The following is a 19405-nucleotide window of genomic DNA, read 5'->3' on the forward strand; positions in this document are numbered from 1 at the left end:
CCTGGCTTAAGAACAAGCTGCGGGGCATCAACTACCGCATCTTTCTGCCATACATCATTCTGATGACGATGGGGGTGGTTGCCGTCTACTCCGCCAGTTCAGAAATACTGATGATCAGCGGCCGGCCGGCTGCCTATTACGGAATGAAGCAGCTGGCGTATGCAATCATTGGCGTCTTCATCTGCCTGGGCTTATATTCCATCAAATTGGACTGGCTGCAGAACGGGCGGAACCTGTTTCTGCTGATTGCGCTGACCACGGGGCTGCTAGTCTATGTCCGCGTCTTTGGCCAGGCGGTCAACGGGGCCAGGGGCTGGATCAACCTGGGCGTAGTCAACGTGCAGCCGCTGGAACTAGCCAAGCTGGCCTTGATCCTGTATCTGGCTGAAATGCTGGCCAAGGCCGACGGGCACCTGGTTCCCGGGCACATCATGGAGCGGCTGCTGCCGCCGGCGATCATCGCCGGGTTCATGATGTTCCTGGTCGTGATTGAGCCAGACTTCGGCGGGACCGCGATTCTGTTTTTCCTGGTCGCGATCATGTACTCCGTTTCCGGGATTCCATCAGGCTACGCCCTGCTGAGCCTGTTTGGCATCGCCGTCTTGGTGGTCGGGGGCTTTTTCCTCATCGTCAAATGGAATCCGGACTTTTTGCAGCACGTCTACGTCTTCAAGCGTTTTATCGCCTTTTTGAACCCATTCAAGACGGCAGCCAATGAAGGGGCCCAGCTGGTCAACTCCTACTACGCCATCCACAATGGCGGCCTCTTTGGGGTCGGGATCGGCAATTCCATTCAAAAGCGGGGCTACCTGCCAGAGCCTTACACTGACTTCATTTTGTCAATCATTGCCGAAGAAGTCGGCTCAATTGGGGCTCTCCTGGTTCTGGGCCTGCTGTTCTATCTCCTGATTCAGATTATGGAAAACGGCGTCAATGCTGGTTCCCAGTACACGTCTTTGGTCTGCTTCGGGGTTTCGGCCATCATGTTCTTCCAGATCCTGTTCAACGTCGGAGCCGTTTTGGGCTTGATGCCGATTACCGGGGTGACCCTGCCCTTTATTTCCTACGGCGGGTCCTCCCTCTTCGTCTTATCGGCCAGCATCGGCCTGGTCATGAACGTGGTCGCTGAAGACGACAAATTAAAAGCAAGGAAGCATAGCAATGAGCGTAAACCAAGAACTGTCTGAGCAAGACATCACCCAGCGCACGAGCCTGATCGTCTATCTGCGCAATGCCAGCAACGATCAATTCAAATTGCGCCGCTATGGGGACATCGTTTATTTTTCCAAAAAGCTGCACTACCTGGTGATGTACGTCAATGCCAGTGAGGCAGAAGAGACCGCTGTCCGCCTGCGCGCGCTCAGCTTCGTCAAGGGCGTGGACCTGTCCGCGGCTGACGAGCTCAAGCTGGACAACGAAGACACGGAAAAGCAGCTGACTGAAATGGCCAAGGAGGCCGAAGCCAAACTGGCCGCGGCCAACAATGGCGAAAGAAGCGAGGACTGGATCAAGTGAGAATCATTTCCGGCAAATATGCCAAGCGCAACCTGTTTACTTTGAAGAGCCAGAAGACCCGGCCAACCAGCGACAAGGTCAAGGAATCCTTGTTCAATTCGCTGGGCCAGTTCTTTGCTGGCGGCCAAGTTCTGGACCTGTATGGCGGCTCTGGCGCCCTGGGGATTGAGGCCGTGTCGCGGGGGTGTGACCATGCCGTCTTAAACGACGTCAGCCGGGCTGCAGTGGCCATCATCAAAAAGAACGTGGCCTTGACCAAGGAAGCGGACCGCTTTGACGTGACCAACATGCCGGCCAAGGTAGCCTTGAAAGTCCTGGCCCAAAAGGGCCGCAAGTTCGACCTGGTCTTTTTGGACCCGCCATATGCCAAGCAGCAGATGGTCAAGGATATGACGGTCATGAAGCAGCTGGACTTGCTCAATGACGGCGCGCTGGTCGTGGCCGAGACTGACGACCAGACCGACTTGCCGGCCATCGCGGGCTTTGACCTGCTGAAAGAGCACCATCTGGGCAAGACTTTAGTGAGATTCTATCGAAAGGCAGCAGAATGACGAACGCGCTTTTTCCCGGAAGCTTTGATCCGGTAACCAAGGGACACATGGATACGGTCGTGCAGGCGGCCAGAGCCTTTGACCACCTGTATGTGGTCGTGATGACCAATACGAGCAAGCAGCAGCTGTTCACGCCGGCGGAGCGGGCGGATTTTTTGCAAGCTGCGGTGGCTGAAGCTGGCTTGACCAACGTTACGGTCTTAGCCCGGCCAGCCCAATTGACGGTGGACTTGGCCCGGGAGCTGGGGGCTGACGTCTTGGTGCGGGGAGTCCGCAATAGCGCCGACTTCTTGTACGAGCAGCAGATTGCCGGGGTAAACGGCAAATTGGCGCCTGACCTGCCAACGGTCTTGTTTTTGGCCAAGCCGGAAAACGCGGCCGTTGCCTCCAGCATGGTCAAAGAAGTGGCCCGCTATGGGGGCCGGGTTGACCAGTTTTTGCCCAAAAAGGCCGCGGCGGCCCTGGAAAAGAGGCTGAAGAATGAAGATCAAGAACAAGAATAAGTTCGCCAAGCGGGCCAAAAAGCTCTTCCTGGGGGCTGCTGCCATCGTGGTCCTGCTGGTGGTGGCCCTCTTGCCAACCAAGTATGTGATTGAGGCGCCCGGGGCTGCCTTGCCGGTGGGCGACTACATCAAGACCAGCGGGGTGAAAAGCCAGAAGAACCTGTATCTGGTGACCGTCAGCGAGCGGCGGGCGGTCCTGGCTGACTATCTCTGGTCCTTTACCCAGCCTTATGAAGAGCGGTTGACCTGGGATGAGGCAACGGGCGGCACCAGCAGCGACCAATACGAGCAGCTGCAGGAATGGTACATGCAGACCAGCCAGCAGAATGCCATCTATTACGCGGCCAAGGCGGCCCATAAGCAGGCCAAGCTGAAGTACCAGGGGGTCTACGTAATGGCGGTCCAGAAGCGCTCGTCCTTTAAGGGCAAGCTGCTCATGGGCGACACCATTGTCGCGGCCAATGGACACAAGTTCCAGTCAACCAAGGGCTTCATGAGCTATTTGCAAAAACAGCGGATCGGCGACAAGGTCACGATCACGGTTTTGCGCTCCGGGCAAAAGAAGCGTTTTTCCGGTAAGATCGTCAAGGTCAAGGGGACCGGCAAGCCGGGGATCGGGATTTCCATGGTGGAGCGGGTGAAGGTGGAAACCAGCCCGAAGACCACGATTGAAGTCGGTGACATCGGCGGCCCGTCAGCCGGATTGATGTTCAGCCTGGGCTGCTACCAGAACTTTACGGGCAAGAACCTGGCCAAGGGCCACAAGGTGGCCGGGACGGGGACGATTGACGCCCAAGGCAAGGTTGGCATTATCGGCGGCGTGGACAAAAAGGTCGTGGCGGCCGACAAGGAGGGGGCAGAGGTCTTCTTTGCCCCAACCGACCGGACTGGCGGGGTCAAGAAGTCCCAGACCAACTACGCCGTAGCCAAGCGGACGGCCAAGAAGCTGGGGACCAAGATGAAGATCGTTCCAGTCGCTGATTTTGAAGACGCGCTGCACTACTTGGAGCAGCACTACAAATAAGGCCGGATTAAGCCAAATTCAATTAGCTGAAGAGCAAGCGCTCTTCAGCTTTTTTCTTGGCAAAATTTTTTGAAATTTTTTCGGTAAAAAGGGGGTGAAAATGCGTATTAGTAAGTGAGGTGATAAAAATGAAAAAAATCAATCCAGATCAGATCAAAGATTGGCTCCTGGACAAGAAGGTCTACGTCGTGGCCGTGGCTTTGGCCGCGGGAGCCTTCTTTTACTGGCAGCAAAAGCCGCAGCCAGCCGACAATTCAGCGCTCCTGAGCCAGACAAAGCTGCAGTCCAGCAGTCAGTCAGCGGCCAGCCGCCAGACGGGTGCCTCCAGCGCGTCAAGCGCAGCCAGCAGCAAAGTCGTCTGCGATATTTCCGGGGCAGTCAAGGAAGAGGGGGTCTATACCCTGAAAAGCGGCTCCAGGCTGCAGGACCTGATTGACGCGGCGGGCGGCTTGACTTCCCGGGCCCAGATCAAGGCCATCAACCGCAGCCTGCTTCTGCAAGACCAAGACAAGGTCTACATCCCCTATAAGGGGGAAAAGACCGCGGCAGCCCCAACGGCGGGGATGGCCAGCAATGCAGTTGCGTCCAGCTCTTCCAGCTCTTCCAGCTCATCCAGCCCAGCCGCGTCCAACGCGGCCGGCAAGGTCAACCTGAATACGGCCACGGCTGCTGACTTGCAAAAATTGAATGGGATCGGGGAAAAGAAGGCCGAACAGATTATTGCCTACCGGGAGCAAAAAGGGGGCTTTAAATCTATTGACGAATTAAAGGAAGTGTCAGGCATTGGCGACAAGACTTTCGACGCGCTCAAGGACCAAATTACGGTCTAGCCTGGAGGCGGGCTTTTTCTGCTTATGCGCGCTGTGCGCGGCTTCCCTGGCGGCCTGCATCTGCTTGCCCCAGCTGCCCAGCCGCCTGGCTGCGGGCTTGTTTGCGGCCTATTTTGCCGGCCTGCTTTGGCACAAGTATTCCAGTCTGCGCGCTTTGGCGACTGCACTTATGGCCATAATTGGCTTGGCTGTGCTTTTTGGCTTGAGAAAGCCCGCTCTGCTGACCCATGCTCCAGAGACGGTCCTCCTTTATCCCGATGAAGTTCAAGTCAAGGATGGCTGCCTGACCGGCATTGGGCATTTAAAAGACCGCAAGCTGGTGGTTTTTGGCAAGGCCGACGAGCAGCTGGAGGGATTGGTCATGTCCGGGCAGACCGTGCTGCTTGGTCCTGGAGAGGGCGAGATCAGCGAACTTGAGCCGGCGACCAACCAGGGGCAGTTTGACTACCGGACCTATTACGCGGCTAAAGGCATCAGCCAGCGGCTGAAGTTCACGGGCGCGGTCCTGGAAGGGACGAAAAATTCGCCAGTCGCCCGTTTGCACGGCCTGCGCCGAAAAATCGCCAGCCGCCTGGCGGCCTTGCCGCGCCTTTTGGCCTTTTTTGCCAGCGAGCTCCTGCTGGCCCAAAATCCCAGCCAGGAAAACGCGGTCAACATGAACAACTACCGGGACCTGGGCGTGATTCACATTTTGAGCATCTCAGGGATGCACGTGGGGATTTACGTCATGGCCCTGTCGCTGGCCTGTGCCTGGGGCCGGCTGACGGAAGAGGAGACTTTTGCCGTCTGCATGCTCTTTCTGGCTTTTGAGATCTTTTTAAGCGGCTGGCAGCCGGGCTTCATCCGGGCCAGCCTGACCTATGGCCTGCGGCAGGCTTTTTCCTTGAAAAAGGTCCAGGTGACCGGGGCGGACGTGCTGGGGCTGACTTTCCTGCTCCACCTGCTCGTCAGTCCCAGACTCCTGCTGTCGACGGGGGCTGTCTTAAGCTATGTCCTGGCTATGGGCTTGGTGCTGACGCCGGGGATGCCTAAGCTGGCCCAGTCCTGCTGGTTAAACCTTCTGCTAACCCCTTTTCTGCTCAAGAATTTTTACCAGATCAATATCTGCACGATTTTTTACAATTTCCTGGTGGTGCCCTACTTCAACTGGGTGGTCATGCCGGTCAGCTTGGCCAGTTTGCTTTTGCGGCCTTTTCCAGGAATCCTGCGGATCTTTGAAAGCATCTTGGAGCTGCTTGAGGGCTTGCTGGGGCAGATTTCCCAGCTGGGGATCGGCCGGCTCATTTTTGGCCAGATTACGGCCTTGCAGCTGGCGGGACTTTTCACGCTGACGGCCGCCATCTTGGCCTTACTTTCAAAAGCGCCAAGAGAGAAAGGTCAGACAAGGGCAAAGAAAAAGCTGACCGCTCGCGGTCAGCTGGCTAAGCGCCTGACATATGTCCTGGGCAGCTGCTATTTGCTCTTGTACCTGGGGATTCACTTTCCTTTGAAAGGGCAGGTGACCTTTATCGACGTGGGGCAGGGGGACAGCATTCTGCTGACAACGCCGCTTTTGCGCAAGGTCTACTTGATCGACACGGGCGGGAAAGTGGCTTTTGGCGGCCAAAAGCGGCCAAAGCCAAAGCCCCAGATTGAGTCGATTACCCTGCCTTTTTTGAAATCACAGGGCATCAGCAAGATCGATGCCGTCTTCGTCAGCCACCAGGATGCCGACCATGTCGGTGATCTGGGGCCGCTATTGAGTGAGATCCAGGTTGACCGTCTGTATTTTGGCAAGGGCCTGCTGGAGAATCCCGGCTTTCAAAAACGCCTGGCCGGGAGGATCAAGCAGACCAAGCTGGTGGAGCTGCAGGCCGGAATGCGGGTCTTGGATCAGGGCGGGCACGGAATCGACTTTCTGGTCCTGCATCCCTTGGCAGGGGGACCAGGCGAAAACAAGGACTCCCTGTCCCTGGCCTGCGGCTTGGCCGGCAAGACCTGGGCTTTTACGGGCGACTTGGACCAGGCCGGGGAGCGGCAGATTCTGGAGCGGATGCCCAATTTAAAAGTCGACTACTTCAAGCTGGGCCACCATGGCAGCGACACGTCGTCAGCTCCGGACTTCCTGCAAAGGATCAATCCCCAGCTGGTCTTTATTTCCGCTGGCCGCAACAACCGCTACCACCACCCTAAGCCGGAAACCCTGGCTGTTTTGCGCCAGCTGGGCATCCCCTATTATTCAACCCAGGACTGCGGGATGATCAGCTGGTACTATGGATTAGGCATTAAGCCATATTTTGCTTCCTTTCTGCGCGGCAGACTGCCGGCTGATCCGTAAATATGATAAAGTAAAGGTTAGCTTAGAGAAACGGAGTCCAGTCATGAGTCTATTGTCACTATTTTCCAACAGCCAGCCCAATAATCCCAACGTCCTCTTGCAGGGGCCGGATGCTTTTTTGAACGACTACTTGGCCCGCGACTACGTCAGCAACCCGCGTTTTGACGGCTTGGAAAAGGTGACGGTCGACTGTGAGGCGGACTCGCTGGATGATCTGGTGGCCGATTTGGCGGAAGCCAGCCTGTTTGCTGCCCAGAAACTGGTCTTGATCAAGAACCCAATTTTTTTGACTGGGAAAATGCCAGCCAAGTACAAAAAGCAGGCTGACCAGCTGCAGGCAATTTTTGACCATGTCGACCAGATTGACGATATTGTGGTCATCGTGGCCAGCTATGAGAAGCTGGACCGGCGCAAGAAGCTCACCAAGAGCGTGGAAAAGGGGCTGAACACGGTCAAGACGGCCGTCAAGTCCTATGAAAGCGGCAAGTTCATGCAGGCTCTGATCGCGGCGGAAGGCTACCGCATCGACCGGCCAGCCCTTGACCTGCTCCTTGAGCGCAGCGACCAGGTTGTCGACGCGGCCTTGGGCAACTACAACAAGCTGAAGGCCATCAGCAACTCGAAGACCATCTCAAAGGAATTGGTTGACCGGAACGTTGACATGAGCCTGGCCCAGAACGTCTTTGCCATCCTGGAGGCGGCTTTGGCCCACAACTACCAGGAAGCCAGCGACCGCCTGCAGGCGCAGCTTAGAGAAGGGACCTACCCGGTCCAGCTGGTGGCCGTCTTCATCAGCCAAGTTGAATTTTTGACCTGCGTCAAGGTCTTGAGCCAGCGGCGCAGAAGCGAAAGCGAGATCGTCAAGGAGCTGGGCGCCCACCCGTACCGGGTCAAGACGGCCCTGCGGACCCGCATTGGGGTCAAGCAGCTGGAGCGAATGCTGGGCCGATTGATCGACCTGGACTACAAGTACAAGAATGGGACCTACCGGGATGCCAAGGTCTTGGAGGTCTTCATCCTGTCTTGTTGAAGGACAGAAAAACAAAAAAGGAAAAATAAAAAGGACGGGAAACATTGCGTTTCTCGTCCTTTCTTGATTTCGTTGCTATTGATTACTTAGCAAGCTTAGCCAAACGACTCTTGTCACGGTTAGCCTTGTTCTTGTGGATCAAGCCCTTTGAAGCAGCCTTGTCCAATTCACGAACAGCAGCAAGGTGTAATTCGGAGGCGTTGTCTGCGCCAGCAGCTGAAGCAGCCTTGAACTTCTTGACAGCAGTTCTCATTTCGCTCAATTGAGCGGCGTTGCGCTTGTTAGCAGCAGCTTGGGTCTTAACACGCTTGATAGCAGATTTGATTTGTGGCATTAGATTCACCTCCAATAATTGTTTAAAATTCACTCAATTATTATACTTAAAGCCAGAGGGTTATGCAAGGTCAAATTTTGCTTTTTTTAAAAGCAATCGGCAGATTTGGCTTGCTTTTTTTCGAAAAACAGGTATCATTAAGTCTGTTATGAACCCCTAACGTTGTCTGCTCGCTCCACCTGACGGCGGACGCTGTTAATGGGCAATTTTTAATCAGAAAGGTGCAAACAGAATGGCTGTTTCAAAAGAAAGAAAGAACGAAATCATCAAGGAATACGCAACCCACGAAGGCGACACTGGCTCAGTAGAAGTACAAGTTGCTGTTTTGACTGAAGACATCAACAACTTGACTGAACACATGCGTCAACACTCACACGACCACCACTCATACGTTGGTCTGTTGAAGAAGATCGGTCACCGTCGTAACTTGCTTCGTTACCTGCAAGAAAACGACTTGGAACGCTACCGCGCATTGATCGCTCGCTTGGGTCTGCGTCGTTAATTCTGACGAAGATCGCGTTAAGAGGCTGGGTTTTCCCGGCCTCTTTTATTTTTGGCTTTTTCTTTTGTTTTTTCTGTCTGCCTTTCTTCGTTGCTGCTTTTAGCTGGCTAATTTTTTGCCAGGGCCTCTCGACTACCGCGGACATGATGTTTATGATAAAATTAATAAGATTCAAAACGTTGTGATCGCTTTAGATCCATATTTTTAAAGACAGTAATGCAATTAAGCTATTTATTTTGCGAGAAAAGGGGAGAGTCATGTCAGACCAACTAAAAATCATGATATTAAGTGGCGTGCGCGAACAGGGCAAGGATATGTTCGCCGTGCAAGTTAAGGACGAGATCTTCGTGCTTGATGCAGGGCTGAAGTACCCTGACAGCTCCTTGTTCGGGATCGACGTCGTGATTCCAGACATGGAATTCTTTAAGCAATACGGCGACCAGGTGGCGGGGATCTTCCTGACCCACGGGCATGCCGACTCAATCGGCGCCTTGCCGTATATCTTGCGCAACTGGGACATCCCGGTCTTCGGGTCCAAGCTGACCATCGAGCTGGCCAAGATTGACGTTCAAAGAGAAAACAAGCACAGAAACAATGACTTGTTCAACGTGATCGATGCCGACACGGAAATTGACTTCAAAAACGCGTCCGTTTCCTTCTTCCACACGACCCACTCAGTGCCTGACTCACTGGGGGTCGTAGTCCACACGCCAATGGGCGAGGTCGTCTATACTGGCGACTTCAAGTTCGATCCATCAGCCCGGCCGGACTACCGGACCGACATGGGTCGCTTGGCTGAAATCCAAGAGGGCGGCGTTTTAGCCCTGCTGAGCGACTCTTCAAACGCGGAAGCCAACTTCCCAAATGCCAGTGAGAATGAAGTCGGCACTTACATTACCAACGTCTTCCGCAATGCCAGCGGCAGAATCATCGTTGCCGCCAAGGCATCCAACCTCAACCGAGTGCAGCAGGTCATCAGCGCCGCGGCCGCGACTGGCCGCCGGGTTCTGCTGACTGGCCGGGACGTGGCCAAAATCGTGCACACGGCCATGAAGCTGGGCTACCTGGAAGTGCCAGACGGCTTGCTGATGAAGGTCAAGGAGCTCAAGGACGTGCCTGAAGAGAAGACGGTCATTCTGGAAACCGGCCGCATGGGCGAGCCGCTCCACTCCTTGCAGAAGATGGCCAACAACCGCCACCGGATGATCAAGATCCACTCAGGCGACCTGGTCTTCATCGCGACTACCCCGTCCCATGCCGTGGAAACCACGGTTGCCGTTACCAGCGACATGGTTTACCGGGCTGGCGGCACGGTCATTGAACTGGGCCGCAACATGCACACCAGCGGCCATGCTACTGGCCGCGACATCCAGACCATGATCGACCTGCTCAAGCCGAAGTTCCTGATTCCAGTCATCGGCGACTACCGGCTGCTGGAAAAGGTCAAGGATTTGGCCGAGGAAACCGGCATGCCGGCTGACAACGTCTTCATCACCCAAAACGGCGACTGCCTGGCCTATGATGAAAAGCGTGACCGCTTGGTCCGTGATGCTGCCGTGCCAGGCGAAGACACCATGATCGATGGCTCCGGCGTCGGCGACGTCGGCAATATCGTCCTGCGCGACCGGGAAGTCTTGTCAGATGACGGGATCTTCATTGCCGTGGTGACGATTGACCGCAAGAAGAAGAAGATCATTGCCGAGCCGCAAGTCACCAGCCGGGGCTTTGTCTACATCAAGGCCAACCACAAGCTGATGGAAGACTCAATTCAGGTCATCAAGGACGCCATCCAAGCCAACTTTGAACACAAGAAGTTTGACTGGTCTGAGCTCAAGCAGGATATCCGCAACAACCTGGAGAAGTTCCTCTACAAGCAGACCAACCGGCACCCAGTCGTTCTGCCAGTCGTAATGGAAGTCAACCAGAACCGCCACCGCGCGATGCAAAAGCGGACTGAAGACCAAAAGAAGGGCGAAGAGGCAGGCAAGCCCCAAAGCAAGAAGGGGGCCAAGAAGACCGGCAAGGCTGCTAAAAAGCACGCCCAAAACAAGAAGGCTCCGAAAAACGGCAAAGGCAAGCCTGGCCAAAAGCCCAGAAGCGCCAAGAAGACCGGCAAGCCCCAAGGACAGAAGGCAGGCAAGGAATAAGGATGACAAGCATTAGTCAAGCGAACCTGCTGGCTTTAGCCCGGACTTGTGAAGCCAAAGGCGACAGCGAAGGGGCCATTGCCAATCTAGAAGAGGCCCTGCGCTCTGGCTTTGACAATGCCGTAGGGGCTGAATTGGCGAAAGTCTATCGCCTTAACGGACAAGAAGATCAGGCATATGCCGTTTTAAAGACGGCGCCTGATCTTTTTTCTGACCAGGCCTTGTTTGAAGAATACCAGCAGACGCTAAAGGCCAATCACTATTTGATTGAAGCCTTGCAGGTCAAGCACCTCACCGGCGGCCAGGTGGAAATTCCGGTTGAAGCGGCCAGCTTGGCCCAGCAGCAAGAGATCATGCAGAATTTCCGCAAAGCCGCGGTCGTCACCAACGTCTACTATCAAAGCCTTTTCAAATTGGATTTGCCCAGCTACCTGCCCTTTGTCCAAAGCCTGCTGCTTGATCCAAGCCAGGGCTTTGCCTTGCGCCTTGCGCTTTGCGAGGATCTGGTCAAGCTGGGAATTGACCAGAAAATCAGCGTCTTGACCTTGGGCGAGGTCAAGTCCTTCCTGCCAAGCACGGCCAGCCTCTTGCGGCAAGACCCAGTCTACCGGGAGGCAATCGGCTCAGTGGCGGACAAGCTGCGCCGCCGGCCCAGCGAATTGCCACTATACTTGAATGAAGCCAACCTGGCGCTGGGATCTCTGTATCCGTTTATTGCAGACTATGTATCCAATCCGGATTCATTTGCCAAAGCCTTGCTGAGCTACTTGCAAAAGCAGGGCGGATTTGAGTATCAGGACCTGCTTGACCGGATCTATCAAAAAAATGCGGCCAGTTTTGAGTAAATTACTTTACATTTAGGGTGCATTTAGTATAATCATTTTTGGACATTTTCAAAGGAGATGCGCATTTCATACTAGCGTATCTCTGATGAAAGTAGTACAATATTCAACAGAGAATCATCCGTTAGTTTTGTCTCAACGGACTTCTTGTAAAATTTCAGGAGGGTCATTTTAATGGCAGAAAAAGAACATTACGTTAGAACTAAGCCACACGTTAACATTGGTACTATTGGCCACGTTGACCACGGTAAGACTACTTTAACCGCAGCTATCACTACTGTGTTGGCTAAGAAGGGTTTGGCACAAGCTGAAGATTACTCACAAATCGACGCTGCTCCAGAAGAAAAGGAACGTGGTATCACTATCAACACTGCCCACGTTGAATACGAAACTGAAAAGCGCCACTACGCCCACATGGACGCCCCAGGCCACGCCGACTACATCAAGAACATGATCACTGGTGCGGCTCAAATGGATGGTGCCATCTTGGTTGTTGCCGCAACTGACGGTCCTATGCCACAAACTCGTGAACACATTTTGTTGGCTCGTCAGGTTGGTGTTAAATACATCGTTGTCTTCTTGAACAAGTGCGACCTTGTTGACGACCCAGAATTGATCGACCTGGTTGAAATGGAAGTAAGAGACTTGCTTTCAGAATACGGTTACCCTGGTGACGACGTTCCTGTTGTTCGTGGTTCAGCTTTGAAGGCCCTTGAAGGCGATGAAGAAGCTCAAAAGAAGATCGAAGAATTGATGGACGTTGTTGACGAATACATCCCAACTCCAGAACGTGACACTGACAAGCCATTCTTGATGCCAGTTGAAGACGTCTTCACTATCACTGGTCGTGGTACTGTTGCTTCAGGCCGTATCGACCGTGGTACTGTTAAGGTCGGCGACGAAGTTGAAATCGTTGGTTTGGTAGAAAAGGTTCTTAAGTCAGTTGTAACTGGTTTGGAAATGTTCCACAAGACTCTTGACTTGGGTGAAGCCGGCGACAACGTTGGTGTATTGCTGCGTGGTATCGACCGTGACCAAGTTGTTCGTGGTCAAGTTCTGGCAGCTCCAGGCTCAATCAAGACTCACGAAACTTTCAAGGGTCAAGTCTACATCTTGAGCAAGGACGAAGGTGGCCGTCACACTCCATTCTTCTCAGACTACCGTCCACAATTCTACTTCCACACCACTGACATCACTGGTGAAATCGAATTGCCAGAAGGTACTGAAATGGTTATGCCTGGTGACAACACTGAATTCTCAGTTACTTTGATCAAGCCAGCCGCTATCGAAGTTGGTACTAAGTTCACTATCCGTGAAGGTGGTAGAACTGTTGGTGCCGGCCAAGTTACTGAAATTGACGACTAATTGATTAGTTCAATAATTTATTAGTTCTAACAGTAAGAAAAAGACGTTCTTCTCTGAAGAACGCCTTTTTTATTGTAAATATTCGCTATTTTGAGGCACTTTCATTGTTTTTTGCCCGTCTTTAAGGTAATATATTTAAAGTATGCAAAGTAGCAAACTCAAAATAGACATTGGAGGTATTTGATTAATGTCTGCTAATTGGAAAACCACCGGTAAGACCACTGGTGAACTTACTTTCGAAATTTCTCAAGATGAAGTAAAGAAGAGCTTGGACCAAGCTTTCAAGCGCGTCAAGAAGAACCTGCGCGTGCCTGGCTTCCGTAAGGGTCACGTTTCCCGCGTAATCTTTGACCAATACTACGGTGAAGAAGCACTTTACGAAGACGCTTTGAACATTGCTTTGCCAAAGGCTTACTCAGAAGCCGTTAAAGAAGCTGGCATCAAGGCTGTTGGCCAACCGCAAATCGCCCCTATCTCATTGGAAAAAGGCAAGGCTTGGGAAATGAAGGCTACTGTGACTGTCGAACCAGAAGTCAAGCTTGGCCAATACAAGGAAATCGAAGTTCCAAAGCAAAACACCCGTGTCTACCAAAAGGACATCGACGCTGAACTGACTAAGCGCCAAGAACAAAACGCTGAAATGGTCTTGAAGAACGGCAAGGCTGAAAACGGCGATACTGTTACGATCGACTACGTTGGGACTGTAGACGGCAAGGAATTTGACGGCGGCTCAGCTCAAAACTACTCACTGGAATTGGGCTCACAAACCTTCATTCCTGGCTTTGAAGACCAACTTGTTGGCCACGAAGCCGGCGACGAAGTAGACGTAGTCGTTACCTTCCCAGAAGACTACGGCGCTAAGGATTTGGCTGGCAAGGAAGCTCACTTCCAAACCAAGATCCACGAAGTCAAGTCAAAGCAATTGCCAGAACTTGACGACGAATTCGCTAAGGACGTTGACGACTCAGTTGAAACCTTGGACGAATTGAAGGACAAGATCAAGGCTGACCTGAAGGCTGACAAGGAAGAAGCCGCTAAGCGCGCTATCCAAGAAGCAGCAATCACTACTGCCGTTAAGAACGCTACTGTAGACGAAATTCCTGACGTCATGATCCAAGAAGACGTTGACACGCAACTCAACCAATACTTGGGCGACATGCAACGTCAAGGCATTGACCCAGCTACTTACTTCAAGCTGACCAATACCACTGAAGACCAGCTGCGCAAGCAACTTTCAGCCAACGCTGCTGAACGCGTTAAGACCAACCTGGTTCTTGAAGCAATCGTTAAGGCTGAAGGCTTCACTGCTTCTGAAGAAGAAATCGACAACGAAATCAAGGAATTGGCCCACGAATACAACATGGACGAAAAGGTTGTTCGCAACACTTTGAGCAACGAAATGCTGTCACACGACATCAACGTTCGCAAGGCCATGGACTTGATCACTGACTCCGCAAAGCAAGTTGCTAAAGCTAAGCTTGAAGAAGGCAGCGATGACGAACAGTCAGAAGACTAATGAATTTAAGCTGCTAGCTTAAATTTATTTGGAACCCCGTAATGGCTCTGGGCCATGCGGGGTTTTTCTTTGGACCTTTTTAGCCTTTTTAATGCTTAATTTAGGCAATGAAGGCTCTTTTATGCTAATCTAGTCTTTAGCAAATAGAGGAGGGAATACATGGCTACAAAGTTTACAGATCCAGAAGAAGTGAGATGCTCATTCTGCGGGAAATCTGCCAGCCAAGTTAAGAAGATGATCGCCGGCAACGGCGTGTATATCTGCAACGAGGACGTTGACCTCGCCAAGCATATTATCGATGATGAATTGCGACTGGATTCGCTCAAGGAAGCCCGGGAGCTGCCAAAGCCAATGGAAATCAAGCAGCAGCTTGACCAATACGTGATCGGGCAAGACAGAGCCAAGCGCGTGCTGTCCGTGGCCGTTTACAACCATTACAAGCGCATCAGCCAAATGGACGTGGACTCTTCAACGGAATTGCAAAAGTCCAACATCGCCCTGATCGGGCCGACTGGCTCAGGCAAGACCTACCTGGCCCAAACTCTGGCCAGAATCTTGAACGTGCCATTCGCGATCGCGGATGCCACGACTTTGACTGAAGCCGGCTATGTGGGTGAAGACGTGGAGAACATTCTGCTCAAGCTCTTGCAAAACGCTGACTACGACTTGGAAAGAGCCCAGCGCGGGATTATCTACATTGATGAAATCGACAAGATCTCCAAGAAGTCGGAGAATGTCTCAATCACCCGGGACGTTTCTGGGGAAGGCGTGCAGCAGGCGCTTTTGAAGATCTTGGAAGGCACGATCGCTTCCGTTCCGCCGCAGGGCGGCCGCAAGCACCCGCAGCAGGAAATGATCCGGATGGATACGACCAACATTCTCTTCATCGTCGGCGGGGCCTTTGACGGGATCGAACAGATCGTCAAGAACCGCTTGGGCAAGAAGACGATCGGCTTTGGTGCTGAGCAAGAGGCAGGCAAGGTTGATGATGACAACTGGAACCAGTTCCTGACGACGGGCGACTTGGTCAAGTTTGGGCTGATTCCGGAATTCATCGGCCGGATTCCAATCATCACGACCCTTGACCGGCTGGACGCGGACGACCTGGTCCGGATTCTGACTGAGCCAAAGAATGCCTTGGTCAAGCAATACCAGAAGCTTCTGTCCCTTGACGGGGTTGACCTGGAATTTGAACCTGCCGCCGTGCGGGAAATTGCCAACCTGGCCATTGAGCGCAAGATGGGGGCTAGAGGCCTGCGGACCATCATTGAAAACTCTCTGATGGACGTCATGTACAAGACGCCTAGCGAAAAGGACATTGCCAAGGTCATCATTACGCCGGAAACCATCAGCGGGATGGGCAAGCCAAAGATTGTCCGCCGAGAATTGAAAGAGGCCGCCGATGATCGTTAAAAGCAGCGAATTTACGACCAGCGCGGTCTATGAGAGCCAGTATCCAACCGATGGCTTGGATGAGATCGCTTTGGCTGGCCGCTCCAATGTTGGCAAGTCCAGTCTGATCAATACCCTGCTGAAGCGGAAGAACCTGGCCAGAACCTCATCATCGCCGGGCAAGACCCAGACTTTGAATTTCTACAAGGTCAATGGCGACTTTTACCTAGTCGACGTGCCAGGCTATGGCTACGCCAAGGTGTCAAAGAAGCAGCGGGAAGAATTTGGCCAGATGATCCAGGACTACCTGGAAACCCGGGCCTACCTGAAGGGCTTAATCATCTTGATTGATGGCCGCCATGCCCCAACTGATGATGACATCGCGATGTTTGACTATGCCCAGTACCTGAAGCTGCCAATTCTGGTAGTGGCGACTAAGATGGACAAGGTTAAGAAGAATGCCTTCAATAAGACTTATTCCGCCTTTAACAAGGCCTTGGGCCTGAGCAAGCTGGACAATGTCGACTTCCTGTACTTTTCATCCGTGGATAAGCTCCACGTGGATGAATTGGGCAAGTGGATTGACGATCGCCTGCAGGAAGACTAGGCAGATGCATATTAAGCAGTCAAAAAGATAAAAACAAAAAAACTGTTGCGCGGCAAGCGCAACAGTTTTTTAGTCTTTTCTTTCGGATTACCGGTGCCGTTTTGGCATCTTTGGCCGGTGGGTGAAGAGCTCGCCAAGCAGCTTGAAGGCCCCATAGGCGATCAGAAGGGCGCCGATGATGATGATTGACCGGTGGTTGAAGTATTCCGGATTGATGATCACCACGATGCCCAGGGCAAAGGAAATCAAGGCTTCAGCCCCTGTGATGATCATCCGGAAAATGCCATGCTCCTTGTGGAGGATGATCTTCCGGCTGCGGCCGTAGGCATAAAAGAGGAGGAAGATCCCCAGGAAGTAGTGGGCCAGGAAGATCAGCAGCTGGTTGTTGGACAAAAGGGCGACCGAGACCGCGAACAGGATCAGGTAGGTGATGATGAAAAAGCGCTTCTGCTGGGGCTTAAAGGCGGAGACGGAAACTTTCAGGATATGGTTGAAGCTGAACATGATCCCGCCGGCGGCTACCAGAACGCCGAAGGCTTTAAAGGCATAGTTAGGCGCGGTCAAGCTGATGATGCCGGCCAGGACCAAGAGCCAGCCGGTCAGGCTGTCTCTGGAGAAGAGGGCCGAACCGATCTGCTGGTCCTTGATCATTCTCCAGATAGAGCTGAACAGGTTGCCCAGGACGAACTTGGTTCTTCTGGAGGAGTTGGCCACTGACAAAAGAATGGCCCCAAAGCCGCCAAAACCGTTCTTGTCCAGCTGGTTGATCTTGGTTGACCCACTGGCCGCCAGGGCGTCAAACAGGTCGTTGGTCAAGGCCTCACGCTCGTCCAGCTTGGCTTCGCCAATCCATTGGCTGATCAATTGGTTGTAGATCCGCGACTCTGAGTTGGGCCGCTTGCGGGTCACGAACTGGTGGCCCTTGATCTGCCAGGAGTAGGTGTCGTGCTGGGCCAGGTTGCCGTTGGTTGAGTAGACGATCGTAGGCTCAATGTCCTTTGGCTCAAACAGGCGGCCAATGATGGAGTAGTCTGGCACATAGCGGTGCAGAATCCGCTTGAGATAGTCGCCGTTGCAGTCGCCGGACACTTCATCGGCCAGGCCAGGACTGTCAAAAGTATAGACGGCCTTGATCCGGTCATGGTACTGGCTGGCCAGGTGAATGGCCGCGTACTCGGCCAGGTTGCCGCCCTTGGAGTGGCCACCCAAGATATATGGGGCGCTGTCTTCGTTCAGGATCTTGGTCATGTACCTGACGCTCATCGTCTGTGCCCTGGTCTCCTTAAAGGAAATCTCAAAGTCTTCCTTCCAGCCTACCAGGGTGTCGTCAGTGCCGCGGAAAGCCACGAAGTGGGTATCATCCTCCAGGACCACCTTGACGGCGCTGAATTGGCTTTGGTCGGTCAAAGTCGTGTTAAAGTGCGACAGCTTGGCCTTTTTGAAGCGGTCAGCCTCCGACATCAGGCGGAAGAGCTGCTGGTACTGGGACGCGTCGCGCTCATGCTCTTCTTTGGCGAAGTATTTCTTGGCGGCACTGTCCAGAGTAACGTATTTCTTCCCCGCCGGAATGTAGTCCTCTAAGTTCAAATATGAAAAAATTGCCAGCACCAAGGCGTCGATCTCATTGAATGGCGACTTGTCCAGGGGGATGTCGCCGCGCCATTCCAAATAGGTCAGCAGGTTGCTGTTGTCATTGTCCATTGCCGCTCACTTCCTAACGCATAGTCGATTGCTTCTTCTAATTTTTATTTTAGCCTAAATGTAGTGCTGGCGGGGATGAAAACGCATAATTTTTACCTGCCTTTAGAAAAAATTAGAGGTCGAAAAATGGCAAAAAAAGAGACCATCAGTTGATGGTCAGGCAGCTTACTTGTGTTCGTCCGTGGCTTTATCGTCTTTCTTGGCGTCTTTGGCGTCCTTGCCCTTGCCCGCGCCTTTTGGCGTCTTCTTTGGGTCAGGGACGCTGGCAAACTTGTCGAACAAGCGGTCCAGGTCATTGTTGTTTCTAAAGGTCAAGCCCATCTGTTTCTCCTCCTTTGGTCAGCTTTTGAATCAATTATAGCGATTCTTTGCGTGAAAAGCCAATTCTGTGCTATATTAACGAAAAGTAAGCATCGTCATGAAAAAGAAAGAGGCAAGCAATGGACGCAATTGAAGCAATCAAGAACCGCCGCAGCATCCGCTGGTTTGACAAGGACAAGGAAGTGCCAGAGGCAACCTTGCGCGAAATCGTCGCTTTGGCGCAAAGAGCTCCATCCTGGGTTGACTCCCAGCCTTGGCGGGTCTATCTCGCGACTGGGGAGAGCCTGAAGGCCCTGCGGCAAAGGCACCTGGACAATGTTGCCAGTGGCCAGGAAGCCGCGCCTGACTGGCCAACGACCCACCGCACGGACTGGGATCCCTTCCCGCAGGCCAACATGGCCAAGCACAACGAGGCTACGGCCGCATACCTGAACACGCCAGAACTCAAGGAACTCAGAGGGGTCACCCTGCAAAAGCAGCTCTTTGATGCCCCGGCCATTGCCTACCTGACTTTGCCAAAGATCTCCAACCAGTGGTCCATCTATGACTTGGGGGCCTTTGGCCAGACTTTGGCCCTGGCGGCCCAAGGCTTGGGGGTATCCTCCATGCCGGCCTATGAATTCGTCAAATACCCGGATGAAGTCCGCGCCGTCATGGGCATCCCTGACGACCAATGGGTTGCCATGGGGATTGGCCTGGGCTATCCAAAGGACCACTACGTCAATGGCTATGACGCGCCCCGCTGCCCGCTTGACCAGGTCTTGACCCTGAAAAAATAAAAGTTACAAAAGTCAACTAAAACTGTTGACTTTTAGTAAGCGGATCGGTATGATTTAACTAAATCGGTGAAAGGAGCTAAGTCAATGTTTGCATCACAAAACTGTCAAGTTATGTCAGCATGTTGTATG

Annotated in this window: 19 protein-coding genes; 16 read left to right on the forward strand and 3 right to left on the reverse strand. The window is 53.0% G+C overall.

Annotation, left to right across the window (positions count from 1 at the left end):
* The first annotated feature begins 62 nt into the window (after positions 1 to 62).
* From OCH80_RS04445 to holA, 8 genes are all read left to right on the forward strand, one after another.
* Positions 63 to 1187 carry an FtsW/RodA/SpoVE family cell cycle protein gene (locus OCH80_RS04445; RefSeq protein ID WP_404538281.1) on the forward strand — a complete coding sequence of 375 codons (1125 nt, stop codon included), beginning with the start codon at positions 63 to 65 and terminating at the stop codon, positions 1185 to 1187.
* Positions 1162 to 1515: a YlbG family protein gene (locus OCH80_RS04450; protein ID WP_206987434.1), complete on the forward strand. Its 354-nt coding sequence runs from the start codon at positions 1162 to 1164 to the stop codon at positions 1513 to 1515. The genes OCH80_RS04445 and OCH80_RS04450 overlap by 26 nt, the downstream gene beginning before the upstream one ends.
* Positions 1512 to 2066, forward strand: coding sequence for a 16S rRNA (guanine(966)-N(2))-methyltransferase RsmD (gene rsmD / locus OCH80_RS04455; RefSeq protein ID WP_404538212.1), 555 nt, complete (start codon positions 1512 to 1514; stop codon positions 2064 to 2066). Before OCH80_RS04450 ends, rsmD begins: the two co-directional genes overlap by 4 nt.
* Positions 2063 to 2569, forward strand: coding sequence for a pantetheine-phosphate adenylyltransferase (coaD, locus tag OCH80_RS04460; protein ID WP_404538215.1), 507 nt, complete (start codon positions 2063 to 2065; stop codon positions 2567 to 2569). Before rsmD ends, coaD begins: the two co-directional genes overlap by 4 nt.
* Positions 2547 to 3593 carry a SepM family pheromone-processing serine protease gene (locus tag OCH80_RS04465; RefSeq protein ID WP_404538218.1) on the forward strand — a complete coding sequence of 349 codons (1047 nt, stop codon included), beginning with the start codon at positions 2547 to 2549 and terminating at the stop codon, positions 3591 to 3593. Before coaD ends, OCH80_RS04465 begins: the two co-directional genes overlap by 23 nt.
* A 128-nt stretch (positions 3594 to 3721) precedes the next feature.
* Positions 3722 to 4423 carry a helix-hairpin-helix domain-containing protein gene (locus tag OCH80_RS04470; RefSeq protein ID WP_404538221.1) on the forward strand — a complete coding sequence of 234 codons (702 nt, stop codon included), beginning with the start codon at positions 3722 to 3724 and terminating at the stop codon, positions 4421 to 4423.
* A 31-nt stretch (positions 4424 to 4454) separates the two neighbouring features.
* The gene (locus tag OCH80_RS04475) at positions 4455 to 6740 is read left to right on the forward strand and encodes a DNA internalization-related competence protein ComEC/Rec2 (protein ID WP_404538284.1); all 2286 of its coding nucleotides are present in this window, start codon (positions 4455 to 4457) and stop codon (positions 6738 to 6740) included.
* A 43-nt stretch (positions 6741 to 6783) separates the two neighbouring features.
* Positions 6784 to 7770, forward strand: a complete 987-nt coding sequence (holA, locus tag OCH80_RS04480; RefSeq protein ID WP_302187218.1) for a DNA polymerase III subunit delta — start codon at positions 6784 to 6786, stop codon at positions 7768 to 7770.
* Between the two features lie 82 nt (positions 7771 to 7852).
* Here the strand turns inward: holA and rpsT are convergent, their stop codons facing one another.
* Positions 7853 to 8104, reverse strand: coding sequence for a 30S ribosomal protein S20 (gene rpsT / locus OCH80_RS04485; protein WP_154546953.1), 252 nt, complete (start codon positions 8102 to 8104; stop codon positions 7853 to 7855).
* A 232-nt stretch (positions 8105 to 8336) separates the two neighbouring features.
* Here rpsT and rpsO point away from each other — a divergent pair, with 232 nt between their 5' ends.
* The 7 genes from rpsO to yihA all read left to right on the forward strand — a co-directional run bounded on the left by rpsO (position 8337) and on the right by yihA (position 16475).
* Positions 8337 to 8606 (forward strand): 30S ribosomal protein S15, encoded by a 270-nt coding sequence (rpsO, locus tag OCH80_RS04490; RefSeq protein ID WP_154546952.1) that lies wholly within the window; start codon positions 8337 to 8339, stop codon positions 8604 to 8606.
* 257 nt (positions 8607 to 8863) lie between these two features.
* Positions 8864 to 10753 (forward strand): ribonuclease J, encoded by a 1890-nt coding sequence (locus tag OCH80_RS04495; RefSeq protein ID WP_404538226.1) that lies wholly within the window; start codon positions 8864 to 8866, stop codon positions 10751 to 10753.
* A gap of 2 nt (positions 10754 to 10755) precedes the next feature.
* On the forward strand, positions 10756 to 11598 hold the full coding sequence (locus OCH80_RS04500) for a tetratricopeptide repeat protein (RefSeq protein WP_404538229.1): 843 nt from the start codon (positions 10756 to 10758) through the stop codon (positions 11596 to 11598).
* A gap of 171 nt (positions 11599 to 11769) precedes the next feature.
* Positions 11770 to 12960: an elongation factor Tu gene (tuf, locus tag OCH80_RS04505; protein WP_154546949.1), complete on the forward strand. Its 1191-nt coding sequence runs from the start codon at positions 11770 to 11772 to the stop codon at positions 12958 to 12960.
* Between the two features lie 187 nt (positions 12961 to 13147).
* A complete protein-coding gene (gene tig / locus OCH80_RS04510; RefSeq protein ID WP_154546948.1) occupies positions 13148 to 14476 on the forward strand; it encodes a trigger factor in 1329 nt (442 codons plus the stop codon).
* A gap of 159 nt (positions 14477 to 14635) precedes the next feature.
* Positions 14636 to 15889, forward strand: a complete 1254-nt coding sequence (clpX, locus tag OCH80_RS04515; RefSeq protein ID WP_404538234.1) for an ATP-dependent Clp protease ATP-binding subunit ClpX — start codon at positions 14636 to 14638, stop codon at positions 15887 to 15889.
* Entirely contained in the window at positions 15879 to 16475 is a 597-nt protein-coding gene (gene yihA / locus OCH80_RS04520) for a ribosome biogenesis GTP-binding protein YihA/YsxC (protein ID WP_404538238.1), read from the forward strand. Before clpX ends, yihA begins: the two co-directional genes overlap by 11 nt.
* An 87-nt stretch (positions 16476 to 16562) precedes the next feature.
* On the opposite strand, the gene OCH80_RS04525 is transcribed toward yihA, so the two are convergent.
* Positions 16563 to 18176, reverse strand: coding sequence for an Mbeg1-like protein (locus OCH80_RS04525; RefSeq protein ID WP_154546945.1), 1614 nt, complete (start codon positions 18174 to 18176; stop codon positions 16563 to 16565).
* Between the two features lie 165 nt (positions 18177 to 18341).
* On the reverse strand, positions 18342 to 18497 hold the full coding sequence (locus OCH80_RS04530) for an SPJ_0845 family protein (protein ID WP_404538243.1): 156 nt from the start codon (positions 18495 to 18497) through the stop codon (positions 18342 to 18344).
* A 119-nt stretch (positions 18498 to 18616) separates the two neighbouring features.
* Here OCH80_RS04530 and OCH80_RS04535 point away from each other — a divergent pair, with 119 nt between their 5' ends.
* Positions 18617 to 19276, forward strand: coding sequence for a nitroreductase (locus OCH80_RS04535; RefSeq protein WP_404538246.1), 660 nt, complete (start codon positions 18617 to 18619; stop codon positions 19274 to 19276).
* Positions 19277 to 19405 lie beyond the last annotated feature (129 nt).

Origin of the sequence: Lactobacillus sp. 23-2, from assembly GCF_044902225.1 — a bacterium.
GTDB lineage: Bacteria > Bacillota > Bacilli > Lactobacillales > Lactobacillaceae > Lactobacillus > Lactobacillus absianus.

Excerpts from the sequence above, each read along its gene's own strand:
- clpX (WP_404538234.1), top strand. The coding sequence starts at position 14,636 with ATGGCTACAAAGTTTACAGATCCAGAAGAAGTGAGATGCTCATTCTGC.
- OCH80_RS04495 (WP_404538226.1), top strand. The coding sequence starts at position 8,864 with ATGTCAGACCAACTAAAAATCATGATATTAAGTGGCGTGCGCGAACAG.
- OCH80_RS04525 (WP_154546945.1), bottom strand. The coding sequence starts at position 18,176 with ATGGACAATGACAACAGCAACCTGCTGACCTATTTGGAATGGCGCGGC.
- holA (WP_302187218.1), top strand. The coding sequence starts at position 6,784 with ATGAGTCTATTGTCACTATTTTCCAACAGCCAGCCCAATAATCCCAAC.
- tuf (WP_154546949.1), top strand. The coding sequence starts at position 11,770 with ATGGCAGAAAAAGAACATTACGTTAGAACTAAGCCACACGTTAACATT.
- OCH80_RS04535 (WP_404538246.1), top strand. The coding sequence starts at position 18,617 with ATGGACGCAATTGAAGCAATCAAGAACCGCCGCAGCATCCGCTGGTTT.
- yihA (WP_404538238.1), top strand. The coding sequence starts at position 15,879 with ATGATCGTTAAAAGCAGCGAATTTACGACCAGCGCGGTCTATGAGAGC.
- rpsT (WP_154546953.1), bottom strand. The coding sequence starts at position 8,104 with ATGCCACAAATCAAATCTGCTATCAAGCGTGTTAAGACCCAAGCTGCT.
- OCH80_RS04450 (WP_206987434.1), top strand. The coding sequence starts at position 1,162 with ATGAGCGTAAACCAAGAACTGTCTGAGCAAGACATCACCCAGCGCACG.
- tig (WP_154546948.1), top strand. The coding sequence starts at position 13,148 with ATGTCTGCTAATTGGAAAACCACCGGTAAGACCACTGGTGAACTTACT.
- OCH80_RS04445 (WP_404538281.1), top strand. The coding sequence starts at position 63 with ATGACGATGGGGGTGGTTGCCGTCTACTCCGCCAGTTCAGAAATACTG.
- OCH80_RS04470 (WP_404538221.1), top strand. The coding sequence starts at position 3,722 with ATGAAAAAAATCAATCCAGATCAGATCAAAGATTGGCTCCTGGACAAG.
- rpsO (WP_154546952.1), top strand. The coding sequence starts at position 8,337 with ATGGCTGTTTCAAAAGAAAGAAAGAACGAAATCATCAAGGAATACGCA.
- OCH80_RS04465 (WP_404538218.1), top strand. The coding sequence starts at position 2,547 with ATGAAGATCAAGAACAAGAATAAGTTCGCCAAGCGGGCCAAAAAGCTC.
- OCH80_RS04500 (WP_404538229.1), top strand. The coding sequence starts at position 10,756 with ATGACAAGCATTAGTCAAGCGAACCTGCTGGCTTTAGCCCGGACTTGT.
- OCH80_RS04530 (WP_404538243.1), bottom strand. The coding sequence starts at position 18,497 with ATGGGCTTGACCTTTAGAAACAACAATGACCTGGACCGCTTGTTCGAC.
- coaD (WP_404538215.1), top strand. The coding sequence starts at position 2,063 with ATGACGAACGCGCTTTTTCCCGGAAGCTTTGATCCGGTAACCAAGGGA.